Origin of the sequence: Aureibacillus halotolerans (assembly GCF_004363045.1) — a bacterium.
Taxonomy (GTDB): domain Bacteria; phylum Bacillota; class Bacilli; order Bacillales; family DSM-28697; genus Aureibacillus; species Aureibacillus halotolerans.
Genome location: NZ_SNYJ01000002.1, coordinates 275,781 through 288,100, shown reverse-complemented (window position 1 = coordinate 288,100; position 12,320 = coordinate 275,781). Strand labels below are relative to the sequence as shown.

The window sequence follows — 12,320 nt, the reverse complement described above, 5'->3', positions numbered from 1 at the left end:
ATGCTTAATGACTTAAATGAAGCAGTTCGTGAAATACAAATATCTGGCATACGAAGGTTTTTCAACTTAGTCGCAGGGTTTCCTGACGCAGTACAGCTGACGCTCGGTCAGCCTGATTTCCCCACACCTGACGCTGCCAAAGCCGCGGCTGTAAAGGCGATCGAAGAAAACCAAACAACATACACAGCAAATGCTGGTATGTTGTCATTGCGAAAAGCCGTGAGTGAGACGATGCAATCTTATGGACTTTGTTACGACCAAAACACAGAGATCATTGTGACAACAGGGGCCAGCCAAGCGATTGATGTCGCCCTTAGAACAATTCTACAGCCTGGCGATGAGGTGATCTTGCCAGCCCCTGTCTACCCTGGCTATGAACCGATTATTCGTTTATGTGGGGCAACACCCGTATTTATCGATACACGAGACAGCGACTTCTTACTTACGGTCGACCAATTAGAAGCTCATTTTACAGAGACAACAAAAGCCGTTATCTTGCCGTACCCTTCGAATCCTACAGGTCGTATTTTGTCGAAGGACGATGTCGAAAAGATCGCTGCCTTCCTTCACGATAAAAATGTGTTCGTGCTCGCAGACGAAATCTACGCCGCCCTTTGTTTTCAAAACAATCATGTATCGATCGCAAGTGAACCGCGAATGAAAGAAAAAACGATTGTCGTACAAGGAGTTTCAAAGAGCCATTCAATGACTGGCTGGCGCATTGGTTTTTTGCTCGCACCTGAACCGTTGGCGAAGCAAATGCTTAAAGTGCATCAATACAATGTCGCCTGCGCTTCTTCAATTAGCCAACATGCTGCATTGGCGGCACTGACAGAAGCTGCCGGAGCACCTGACCAGATGAGAAGCGTTTATCAACAACGAGCGGATTATGTTTGTCAGCGATTAACCGCCATGGATCTCGATTTTGTGCAACCTGAAGGTGGATTTTATGTGTTCGTTGGCATTCAAAAATTCGGATTGAAAAGCGAAGATTTTGCCTTACAGCTTCTTGAGAAAGAAAATCTTGCACTCATTCCTGGAGACGCGTTTTCCACCTATGGTGAAGGGTACGTAAGGCTTTCTTTTGCCTATAGTATGGAAGCATTAGCCTCAGGGCTGGATCGACTTGAAGCGTTTGTCACACATTTTGCCTCTTTAGATAGGTAACGTGCTAAGGGGTGCCCCATCGTCGCAACGCTGACATAGGGCACCCTTTTAAACTCTTTTCAATTTGAGCAACAAGCACGTTTTATGACGCTTGTTGCGTTAGAGGAAGCGTAATCGTAAACACAGTGCCAATAGACTCTTCGCTTTGTAGTTCAATTTGTCCATGGTGTCGCAGGACAATCTCACGTACAATCGATAAACCTAAACCTGTGCCTAAATTACGTCTTTCACGACCACGATCAACTTTAAAAAACCGTTCCCAAACGAGGGGCTTGTCTTTATCCGAAATGCCAACTCCAGTGTCCTTCACTTCAATTACCATGTCCTGATCACGAGTACTTGCAGTCACCGTAATCGCTCCATCTTCCGTAAATTTATTCGCGTTTTTTATGAGGTTATTGAGCATTTGTTCAAGTCGATCCTGATCCGCTTCGATTCGTGGTAAATTGGCCTCAATCTCTAACTGAATCGTATTGCCTCGTTCTTTTAAGGCATTGTCAAATGAAAAGGCAAGTCGTTTTAACAACGCCTCAAGCTGAACTTCATGCATAGAGAAGGCAATATCGTCATTTTCCAGCTTGACGAGGTCCATAAGATCATCAACTAGTCGCGTCATATGAAGCGTTTCGTGATACATGACATCATAGTATTTTGTACGCCCCTCTTCCGAAATCAAGCCGTCCTGGAGTGCCTCTAAAAACCCTTGCAGGGCGGTGAGAGGAGTACGCAACTCATGTGACGCATTGGCAAGGAAATCCGACCGAATTTGATCCAATCGCTTCCGTTCTGCCTCAGTCATTTCGAGACGCGACGAAATTTGATTGATTGTCGTAGCCAGCTCGCCAATTTCATCCGAAGAATGCACTTCAATCTTTTCACTAAAATCCCCAATGCCTATCTTATTTGCGACACGTTCGATCTCACGAAGTGGTCTTGAAATCGACCATGACAAATAGCTAACCATCGCTGTGGAAATGACAAGACCAATGAGCACTGCCCAAAGAATCGTCTCACGAATATGCCCAATCGTCTGATTCAGCCCATTCACCGGTGAATGAAGGACAATCCCCCCATAGATCGAATCCCCCTGCCCCCACGGTACTACAACAGAAAGCATGGGCTCATTCAATCCATCAAACGCAAGCTCTTGCACAGGCGGTGTACGTCCTTGCATGACGTCTCTTACGATATTATGGTTGACAGACTTGCCTACCGACACCTCGTTTGGCGTTGAAGTAGCGATGATCTCACCATTTTTGCCAAACACCCAAACTCTCGTATCAAATGAGCCATCTAGCATAGCCAATCGACTATTCATCGCTTCCCCAGGATTTAGATCTTGGATAGACAAATTCACCTTATTCGCTTTGCGCATCATGCCATCCTTCGTCATATCGTACATATAGTCTTTCATCGTATACGACATAAACAGACCGACAGCCCCTAATCCAGCAAGCACGACGATTAAATACCCAAACAACAGTCGGCGGAAAAGGTTTTTGTTTAAGTGCCCCATTCGTTCTCCACCTCAAATTTGTAGCCGACGCCCCACACTGTATGAATGCAATCTGCCTTGAGTGGAACACGTAATTTTTGACGAAGCTTTTTCACATGAACATCTACTGTGCGAATATCTCCAAGAAAATCATAGCCCCACACATGCTCTAAAAGCTGCTCACGCGTATACACACTTCCAGGTGATTTCGCTAAATACGTCAACAGATCAAATTCCTTCGGACGAAGTGTGATTTTCTCTCCACCTGCAATGACTTCTCGCCGATGTAAAAAAATCGAGAGCTGCGGGAAACGGATTTCCTGCATCACCTCTTCTGCGGCCTTGTCCACTTGCCTTGGCTGCATCCGTCGAAAGATCGCTTTGATCCGTGCAACAAGTTCTCGTGGTGAGAAAGGCTTTGTGACATAATCATCAGCACCAAGTTCAAGGCCTAAAACACGATCGAACTCTTCATTTTTTGCGGTTAACATGATAATGGGTGTATCATGTTTTTTACGAATTTCTCGGCATGCATCATAGCCATCCATCACTGGCATCATAACATCCAACAAAATGACATCAGGCTGTTGAGTTTCTACCATCTCAAGCGCAACTGCACCGTTCTCTGCAGTCACAAGCGAAATATTTTGTGTATCAAAATAAAGACGGATGATTTCCACTACATTTGGATCGTCATCTGCCACCAGTACTTTAAATGCGCTCAATCCAAAGTCCTCCTTCAACCTTTTAAAATCGACTTCATTCTTTTGACTGATTGTATCATAAATCCATCACAGCTCTTCGTGTAAGGACAAACATGCAAAAAAAAGACCAGCCATAAGGCTAGTCCTATAATATATTCGTTCAGGGGGAGGGAGAAAATCTTGATTAAGCGTAATTGACGTCTGTCAATCGTTTCCGGTTGTTACGATCCAGAGGAATCAGAATCTGTAGCTTCGTCTGCACCTTCTGTTGCTGCATCATCAGAAGCGTCATCTGTTGCTGCATCATCTGTCGCATCGTCAGTCGCTGCGTCATCTGTACCAGTTGTTTCATCTGTTGCTGCGTCGTCAGTACCTGTTGTTTCATCTGTTCCAGCTGGTACTTCAGTGTCAGTGCCGCCTGCTGGCTCTTCTCCACCGGATGAGCATCCTGCTAATAGTCCAAATGCAAGTACAGCTGATGAAAATACGATTTTCTTATTCAAATGAAACGTCCTCCTTAAATTCAACCAAAAGTTATGTTCGTGTGCTGTTTGTTAAGCACATTTATACTATAACCCTTAAAGATAGCCAAACTATTTTCTAAACAAGATCTTTTTATGAAATAAATATGTCCTTTTTATGTCCACCACTTCTCTTCCGCAACAAAGCAGCATTTTCGATGAGTGAACCCGTAAAGATTGACATCTTTATTATGTTTCAACACCTTATATACTCAACTTTCGCACCTTACATTTTGCAGCCACGCTTAAATATAGCTGAGTAAATCTGAAATTCAATAGTAGGGTCGCTTTCTATGCAAGCTGCCATACGCTCGCTTTCCGCGGGCGAACTGCGAGCCTCCTCGATCGCGTGCGCGCTCTGTGGGGTCTCGCTTAGCTCGCTTTCCCGCTGGAGTCTCGCTAGTGGCTGCTTTTAATGATCCGCATTTATGATTTAATTACTTTCAAAAAAGACTCTTTTAGTGATTAAGGGGTAGATGTCAGTTTCATTACTGAAAGACGACCTTTCAGAAATACAGAATTGTGAGCACCGGCATCATTCGGTCAATTGATCTATATCACTTCGCGTCGACTCAAGCTCAGCCAGTGTTGTAGATGATTTTTGCTCTGCGCAAGTTATCTAAGCATTTGTCCACTGCTGTATCACATTGCACTAGGTGATATAACTTTGCTGAAAAGATGCACTTACTTATCTTGTTTAGTAAACAACACGCCATAACACAATTTCTTACTCGTTATACGAGACCCGGACAAATAAAAAAATTATGCAGAAACAAACATCAGCGTAGTCAAAATACGCAGACTCCTGCGGGAACAGCGCGAGCTGAAGATCCCGCAGGAAAGCCGCTTTTGCTTTCCGAGGAAGCTGAAGCCGTGCCCGCGGAATGCGAAGTATTTTGACGAAGCGATCGTGATTGCAACATCGACTCGAAAAGACCTCATCGTGTTTTCTTTGAAGTCAATCGATCTATCTCACCTTACTACTCAAGCACTGCCAACATTGAAGGTGTTTTTTGCACTGCGAAAGTCGTCTTATATAGTAGAAACACAGCTATCGTTTAACATGCTTTTTGAAATCCCTCGTTTACGTCGTTACCAAATAAGGAATCGTAGGAGAGTAACTTAGTATAGAAACAACACTGAAATTGTATTTAAGAATTCAATGTTGTTTCTAATAATGATACCAAAGGGTGGTGCGTTAAAATAGAGGAGGCAACTATGTAAACAAAGAAATCACAAATATGAAGACAGGCAACCGTTTTCAAGGCGCCGGATTTTCTTTACGATCCTTTTACATCGGATAAAGTAAGCGAATGTTTGTTAACCTTTGCAAACGCTGCTATTTCTCTAAGAATGACCTTCTTCTTAGCAAACGTGACAGTTTTGTTAAATTTGCTATCAATGTTACTTTTGATCTATAGTTAATGATATAATAAGTTTGAAAATTTCTTTATTAAAATTAATTGATTTCAATAACAGACGATTTTCCGCAATAAATGACAAAAAGGATGGCGATTTCGTTGAGAAAAAGAAAAAATATGTCGTTTAAAGAATTAGTGTCAGAAAATAAACAGTCTTTGCTCTCTGATAAGGAAGAAATGGAGAGACTTGAAAAAAGACTAGACGACAAGGCCGTAAAGACAGATCACAAAACCCGCTATTAAGATAACTCGAATGGAGGGGTTTCTAAATGAGAGTGTTGAACATTTTTCGCCTATTTTCCATGGCAAAGAGCATTTTTCGACATAAAGAAACGATGGTTTCCCTTGTTCAAGTCGTAAGAGAAAAGCAAAACTTAAAAGGGCAGCCAGCATTCCTGCCTGCGATGACACATAAGCTACGTTTAGGCTCCGATCTCATCATGGCATATGTGCGTCGTGAATATACAAATGTGCCCGTAAAATCAATGATCGCCCTGATCGCAGGGTTACTCTACTTTGCTTTTCCACTTGACATCATTCCAGACTTTCTTTTGCCTTTTGGGTTATTGGATGACGCCACGGTGTTGCTCTTCGTTGGTCGAACTTTCAATAATGATCTAAAAAAATTCGAAGCTTGGAAAGATAGCCAGGACCATTCTCAGACAGCACCAATGAAAACTTCACACGATGATCTTCCTGAAAACGACCGCTAAACGTGGTCGTTTTTATTTTTTTTGGAAACTGTTTAGATGACGACTACATTGCGGCTTCACAAAACTTTACAAACAACTTGAATGAAATTTTCCTACGTCCCCTCTTCTTTTGCTACACTTGCTGTATATTCATAAAAGGGAGGAATTCGCGTTGGCACAACCATTAATCATTGCTCATAGAGGGGCATCTGGAACCGCACCAGAAAATACGATGGCCGCATTTAATAGAGCCATTGAGCTTGGGGCAACAGCCATTGAATTGGATATTCACTTAACGAAGGATGGTGAACTTGCCGTCATTCACGATGATACGGTCGACCGAACATCAAATGGCTCCGGACTGGTCGGAGAAATGACGATTAATGAACTTCAGCAGCTTGATGCAGGAAGCTGGTTTTCTGACGATTTCAAAGAAGAGAAAATTCCGACACTCCAAGAAGTATTTGAAGCCATTCCTTCCACGATCATGATCAATGTTGAAATTAAAAACATTCCTTGCTATTACAACGGCATTGAACAGAAGGTGCTTGACGTGTTGCAACAATACAAGCGCATCGATTCAACTGTAGTCTCCTCCTTTGATCACAATAGCTTGCAAGCCTTAGCTTCTTTAAATCCTGACGTTCGCCTTGGCCTCCTGTATGCGATGAACGCTGTCCATCACGACCGGCTGGTTCAAACAATTGATGCCGACATTTATTCACTTCATCCGATGTTCATAGGGATCTCTGCTGCCGCGGCAGCAGCAGCGGAAAAGACCGGATTGCACGTGTATCCTTGGACTGTAAACGCAGAAAAAGACCTTCAGTCGTGGATTGATGCAGGCGTTTCAGGCATTATCACAAACTTTCCAGAACGTATGAATGCCCTTCTCAAAAAGTAAATCTTAAGATGTTTAAACATGCGATTTCTCGTGAATACCTATTGTGTACACCAAATACACAGGAGGTTATTCTCATGACAAAACCATATGTTCGCGAATACACGGATGACGTCAAATTAGTTGAAGATGTAAAAGAACTGCAAAGTCGAGGCGTGGAAGCACGGGACGTGTTTATCTTAACTCATGACGATGACCGGACTGAACGTGTCGCTGAAAAAGCAGACGCCAATACGATCGGATTAAGAGAACAAGGTTTAACTGAATATACAGGAAATATCTTCCGTAAAAAAGGTGACGAACTTCGATCAAAAATGAAAGAGATTGGCCTTTCCGCTCAAGAAGCAGAGATGTACGAAGAAAAAATGGATCACGGCTCCCTCTTCGTATTTGTCACAGACAGCGAGAAAGCCGCTCATTGGGCGACGAGCTGAATTACAAAACTTATTGAATTGAGAAAACCATGGGTGACGACATTTAACACGTCGACCTCATGGTTTTTAATGTTGAATAAGCAATATTCTTTTCTTTAAATAGGACCTTTGAACTAAACTTTATAAATTACATATAGATACAATCTAAATTATGGAATGTTTGCTATAATAACGTAGGATTTTATCTATGGAGGCGTACTATGAAAGGACCAATTTGTATTATTTTATTGCTTACTAGTCTTTTGGTTGGGTGCCAATCGTCTGCGAGTTTTGTTGAGACGAATGGGAATGGGAAGTTCATTTTACCTTATTCTACAGAGGAAGCTAATAAAGAGACGATCGAAACCCAATTAAATCAAAACATTGACAAGATGAATGAAGATTCCGGTGGCTCCACATTAGAATTGGGACGAATTATAGAAACAGCAGATTCTCTAGAAGCTATCCTATTGTTTGATTCTTTTAGTCAATTATCTTCAGAAAATTACTTGCTTCCTTTTTCGGATTTTTCTAGCGTTTATCCGTCTGAAGCTGCTGAGCTACGGGAAAACGCAAAACATGATCTTAACGAGAATTGGCCAGTTATTACGTTTGATAATTTGCAAATTTTACCCGAGACCGTCTCCGTTGAAGGGATTGTAAAATCTGTGATTGGTGGAGAAAAGATTGATGAATCTACTGTCGCACTTGGGGAACAATCTACCGTACTGATCTACGAACCAAAAACCAATGGCGTGCCCTTCTCTCCAATGTGGGCAGCATTTGCCGTCATGCTCTTTTTGGTCATTTTCATCACACTAACGAACAGGTTGTGGCAAAAAAGGAAGGTGGCAAAATGACAAAATACCTATACACCTTCTTTTTACTATTGATTTTAGGTGCTTGTAGTCAAGAATTAGCATCAAAACCTCAAGACGCTAATTTTCAAAGTTTATTAGAACAGGCCGAAGAAGCGATTACAGGGATGGAGTTCGAAAAAGCAAAAAGTCTCTACGACCAAATGTTAACCTACTCAGAAGACGAATTGTCTTATTATGATGGACGAATGAATCTTATAAAAACTCGTCAAGAACAAGCCAGCCTTTTGTTGAATCAATTTTCAAATGAGGAAAGGACAAACCTTAGCCCAGAACAGCTTGCTTCCTTATTAGAGCTTAATCAAACAATTACCTCGTTAAAAGGAACGGTTGATCAATGGCAGACTTCGGCGTTCGAACCTGATATTACGGAAGTGTCAGCGTATTATAAAGAGCTTAATCAATTCGAAGAAGATGTCCAGTTCATGCCATCCCTCCCACTAGAAGATGATGTCGCAGCGATTCGAAAAGAGGCAGATCAATATGTTCGGAACACCTTAATTCAACCCTTAACCAATCAGATATCCGCAGCGATTTCAAAAGAAGATACCGCCGGTGCACATTCTGCTTTGAAAAGCTTGCAAGATATTGAGAAACAACTACCAAGAGTCACAGGCGAAATTTATGAAGCGCAATGGATCGCCTTTGTCCAATACAAAGCGTCCTATTTACTTCAACCAGGGCAAATGTTTCAACGCGAGCAAATTATTTTTGAAAATATGGAGCAAGGAACGATCACATTTCTCGGAGATGGTGTTCATGAAGATACTCGGAAGTTATTCTTTCGTATCGAAGGACCGATTGCGCGCTGGATGGATAAGCTTCCTATAACGGCAAGAGCTACACTTACAAACGGAAAAACGATTCAATCAGGAAACTGGTCTGTTTACCAATTAGAACAAGACAACGCTTTAGCTACAGCAGCGTTTCCATCACCAGAAAACACCCTTGAGCAAGTATCTTTTTCGTGGGCAAACAATGAGCAGCCTTTAAGAGAAGTCGTTGTAAATCCAGTTACACCTAAAACAATGGCACCAGCTGTGAAGCGGTTGTCACAAGATACAACACCGCTTAACGGTAGACTTATTAACTCAGAATATGAGTTGTCATTTTCTTCATTCAAAGCAAGCGATGAAGTTTTAACTATATCAGGTACTGTCCAAGCTAACCAAGATTTGCAAACATCAAAAACCGTCTATGCCAAACTTCCCGGCACTGAACTGACGGCTAAAGGACAGCTTAACATTGATTTAGCTGCTGGAGAAAGTGGCCCTTTCTCTGTTCAATTTACATTCGATCAAACGTTATCCGAACACACAAATTTATTTAAATGGACAGTTGATCAAATGAGCACAACACTTAGCTTGCAGGAGCAGCGAAGCATCTCATTAGTGGAAGAACTATTAGTTGATCAGCCTTGGCTGTCACGAACCGCCTATCAGAAAGAGATCGCCATTAATGCAGCGACAGGGCAATTTTTTTCCGATGTCAATGGCGAACAGTGGTTCAATGCTATTGCGGTATCAAGCGGACCTTCTGGCGACAATCCAACATTTGATATTTTTGCTTCTCCGAATCAAAGAAGCTTCTCGGGCTCAATTGCGGTTAGTGAAGCAACTTCTGGAAAAGGGTATGGCACAAGCCTAATAACGTTTTCTGTAGGTGGCGAGGTGGTTCGACAGATAAGTCTTGATGACATTGTACAATACGGGCCTTTCGAGCTTTCATTAGCAAATTCAAGTGTCATTAATATCACACTTGAACAAATGCCTGGTGCCCAAGGATATCAACAGATTCTGTTTACGAATAGCAAAGTCTCAGAGACAACTGTTGAGCAAGAGGAGTGATTTAAATGAAAAAAAGGAACAAATCGAAGAATAAACCAAACTCAGGACCACCACCAGCCGATGATACGGTTCTCTTAACAGATGAAGATGAAGAAACGTTGAATGAAGTTCACTTTGGAGAACCTGGTGATATTATTCAAGGGCGTTACGTAATTCATCGGACTCTCGGACAAGGAGGCATGGGAAAGGTTTATTTAACGGAGGATGTAAATCAAGCTGGGGTCTTGTATGCTGTAAAGCAGTCGTCCCTCCACCCGGTCCATTACAGATCCTTCGCAGATGAAGCAAAAATGCTTATGCGTTTAGACCATGAAAACTTGCCTAAAATGGTCGACTTCTTTTCAGATGAAAAGAAACAACGTGCTTGGTTAATCATGGAGTATATTGAGGGGCAGTCATTGCTTGAAAGATTTGAAGCAGCGAATAGAAAAATGGAGGAAGAAGATATCGTCCGAATTGCTCTCCAGCTTTGTCATGTGCTCCACTACCTTCATACAGCTACAGGAGAACCAATCATCTACCGAGATCTAAAACCCGGAAACATTATGATTAATCCAGAAGGTCTTGTAAAATTAATCGACTTCGGCATTGCTAGAGAATATAAAGAAGGGCAAAATCAAGACACTGTACAAATTGGGACAGTAGGATTTGCTGCCCCTGAACAATTCGAGGACAAACAATCTGATGTACGTACGGACTTGTTCTCACTTGGTGCAGTGATGTATTACTTAGCAACTGGCGGAAAATATGTTTACGCCAATACTGGTCAAACAAACCTCCTTACCGGATTTGGGTCACCTGAGTTTGTCAGTATCGTCAACCGACTCGTAAGAATGAACCCTAAAGAACGGTATCATAGTGCCACCGCTGTTCAAACTGATCTCAACCTTCTTTATGGCGAACAGGAAACGACGCTACTAGAAGGCTCACATGTAAGCGCATTTCAAAAGACTGCAAAATTAACAAAAAACATGAATGTGACTAGTATTCTATTTGCTCTCCTTTCTACAATGGTAGCTTTTCTAACCTGTTTTGGAATGGTGCAACTATTATCATCATCGACAATACGAAATAGCTGGATGCTTGCGATGCTGAACAGTCTAGAATTTGATGGGCAAACGCAAGCGCTCATGAAAGAACTTGCAGCAGCCTGGCAATTTTCACTTTGGGACGCCATGACCCTACTCCATGGCGGCAATATGACGTTCGATGTGGAAAGCGATGCGTTTAAAGAAGAACTCCAGCTTGGCATACCTGTTCTTTCACTTTTCTTTATCCATGGTCTGATATTATTTGTCATCATGCGCATAGCATTTCTCACTTTGCGGAAACAAGGTCCCGTATTTTTTCAGCAAAAATGGCCTTATTTGCTGCTCTCTAGTGTGACCTATAGCATACTTGTCTCAGGTTATGTCTGGTTATCCCATCCTTCATGGCAATATCGGGATGACGACATTGTCCTTTATATTTCAGCTACAAGCCCTGGCTTACTCTTTCTTGTGAAATGCTTCCTTCTCTTTGCCATAGCAGGTGCGCTCGGCTTAAAAATGCACAAGGATATTAACTGGCCGTTATGGGTTTATGCCTTAGGGCGAAGCAGTAAACGCTTAGGTTTAGGTCTATGTATTGTGGCGGTTGGGTTACTTGTACAGTATTCCTTAACGTCCCCTACTAATCTCTATCAAAGCACCATCGTCTCATGGGGGGAGCTTTTCGAACGAGCAGGCTTAGATCTTTGGTACGTCCTGATGTGGCCAAACTTTTTGTTCCAAGCACTTCTATACGGCATTGGGGCGCCACTTCACGTCACAGGAAGCGGAATGGTTTCCTGGTTAGGCGTTGAGGCACCATTTTCGGCACATATACTAGGAGGCGTCCATTCAGAAGCCTCTGGTCCTTGGATCAGTCAAACGCAAGCCCTTTTCCAACAAACTTGGTTGCCTTACGTTCTCGCTTTTCTTTTCTTGTCCATTCTGTTTCAAATGCGACAATTGCCTTTACGGTTTATTGTTCGGATCGTCATCACATTAACGATAACAGCAATGATTGGCGCTTGGCTGACCGGAATCAATGGTTACGCTGGTGATACTTCCTTTAATTTCGGCGTCCCCATATTGATGTCTGGTCTCGCTACATTTATTGTTTCTATTGTCTTTTTCTCGATAATGTATGGATTAAAACGAGTCCGCCAACAAGCCGCCTCACAGCAAAACGATTCCGTCTCATCTTAACGATGACGAACTGCCCTGCCATTCATACTGGTAGGGCTTTTGTGTAATAG

General features: G+C 42.4%; 11 protein-coding genes. 8 read left to right on the top strand and 3 right to left on the bottom strand.

Annotated elements, in window-relative coordinates:
• Positions 1 to 1,167, top strand: a complete 1,167-nt coding sequence (locus tag EV213_RS03550) for an aminotransferase A (RefSeq protein ID WP_133579115.1) — start codon at positions 1 to 3, stop codon at positions 1,165 to 1,167.
• 82 nt (positions 1,168 to 1,249) lie between these two features.
• Here the strand turns inward: EV213_RS03550 and EV213_RS03545 are convergent, their stop codons facing one another.
• The 3 genes from EV213_RS03545 to EV213_RS03535 all read right to left on the bottom strand — a co-directional run bounded on the left by EV213_RS03545 (position 1,250) and on the right by EV213_RS03535 (position 3,869).
• The gene (locus EV213_RS03545; protein WP_133579114.1) at positions 1,250 to 2,683 is read right to left on the bottom strand and encodes a sensor histidine kinase; all 1,434 of its coding nucleotides are present in this window, start codon (positions 2,681 to 2,683) and stop codon (positions 1,250 to 1,252) included.
• Positions 2,671 to 3,387, bottom strand: a complete 717-nt coding sequence (locus EV213_RS03540; protein WP_133579113.1) for a response regulator transcription factor — start codon at positions 3,385 to 3,387, stop codon at positions 2,671 to 2,673. Before EV213_RS03540 ends, EV213_RS03545 begins: the two co-directional genes overlap by 13 nt.
• A 200-nt stretch (positions 3,388 to 3,587) precedes the next feature.
• The gene (locus EV213_RS03535; RefSeq protein ID WP_133579112.1) at positions 3,588 to 3,869 is read right to left on the bottom strand and encodes a hypothetical protein; all 282 of its coding nucleotides are present in this window, start codon (positions 3,867 to 3,869) and stop codon (positions 3,588 to 3,590) included.
• A 1,538-nt stretch (positions 3,870 to 5,407) separates the two neighbouring features.
• On the opposite strand from EV213_RS03535, the gene EV213_RS03530 reads away from it, so the two are divergent.
• From EV213_RS03530 to EV213_RS03500, 7 genes are all read left to right on the top strand, one after another.
• The gene (locus EV213_RS03530) at positions 5,408 to 5,551 is read left to right on the top strand and encodes an FbpB family small basic protein (RefSeq protein WP_133579111.1); all 144 of its coding nucleotides are present in this window, start codon (positions 5,408 to 5,410) and stop codon (positions 5,549 to 5,551) included.
• A 26-nt stretch (positions 5,552 to 5,577) separates the two neighbouring features.
• On the top strand, positions 5,578 to 6,021 hold the full coding sequence (locus EV213_RS03525) for a YkvA family protein (protein WP_133579110.1): 444 nt from the start codon (positions 5,578 to 5,580) through the stop codon (positions 6,019 to 6,021).
• Positions 6,022 to 6,172: 151 nt separating this feature from the next.
• Positions 6,173 to 6,904: a glycerophosphodiester phosphodiesterase gene (locus tag EV213_RS03520; protein ID WP_243739975.1), complete on the top strand. Its 732-nt coding sequence runs from the start codon at positions 6,173 to 6,175 to the stop codon at positions 6,902 to 6,904.
• Between the two features lie 74 nt (positions 6,905 to 6,978).
• Positions 6,979 to 7,335: a YflT domain-containing protein gene (locus EV213_RS03515; protein ID WP_133579109.1), complete on the top strand. Its 357-nt coding sequence runs from the start codon at positions 6,979 to 6,981 to the stop codon at positions 7,333 to 7,335.
• Positions 7,336 to 7,535: 200 nt separating this feature from the next.
• Positions 7,536 to 8,174: a hypothetical protein gene (locus tag EV213_RS03510; RefSeq protein WP_133579108.1), complete on the top strand. Its 639-nt coding sequence runs from the start codon at positions 7,536 to 7,538 to the stop codon at positions 8,172 to 8,174.
• A complete protein-coding gene (locus EV213_RS03505) occupies positions 8,171 to 10,039 on the top strand; it encodes a hypothetical protein (RefSeq protein WP_133579107.1) in 1,869 nt (622 codons plus the stop codon). The genes EV213_RS03510 and EV213_RS03505 overlap by 4 nt, the downstream gene beginning before the upstream one ends.
• A 5-nt stretch (positions 10,040 to 10,044) precedes the next feature.
• Complete coding sequence (locus EV213_RS03500) at positions 10,045 to 12,270, top strand: serine/threonine protein kinase (RefSeq protein ID WP_133579106.1); 2,226 nt, start codon at positions 10,045 to 10,047, stop codon at positions 12,268 to 12,270.
• Positions 12,271 to 12,320 lie beyond the last annotated feature (50 nt).

Bases quoted from the DNA above. Each gene is read 5' to 3' on its own strand.
- EV213_RS03550 (WP_133579115.1), top strand. From the start codon at position 1: ATGCTTAATGACTTAAATGAAGCAGTTCGTGAAATACAAATATCTGGC.
- EV213_RS03545 (WP_133579114.1), bottom strand. From the start codon at position 2,683: ATGGGGCACTTAAACAAAAACCTTTTCCGCCGACTGTTGTTTGGGTAT.
- EV213_RS03525 (WP_133579110.1), top strand. From the start codon at position 5,578: ATGAGAGTGTTGAACATTTTTCGCCTATTTTCCATGGCAAAGAGCATT.
- EV213_RS03515 (WP_133579109.1), top strand. From the start codon at position 6,979: ATGACAAAACCATATGTTCGCGAATACACGGATGACGTCAAATTAGTT.
- EV213_RS03510 (WP_133579108.1), top strand. From the start codon at position 7,536: ATGAAAGGACCAATTTGTATTATTTTATTGCTTACTAGTCTTTTGGTT.
- EV213_RS03505 (WP_133579107.1), top strand. From the start codon at position 8,171: ATGACAAAATACCTATACACCTTCTTTTTACTATTGATTTTAGGTGCT.
- EV213_RS03500 (WP_133579106.1), top strand. From the start codon at position 10,045: ATGAAAAAAAGGAACAAATCGAAGAATAAACCAAACTCAGGACCACCA.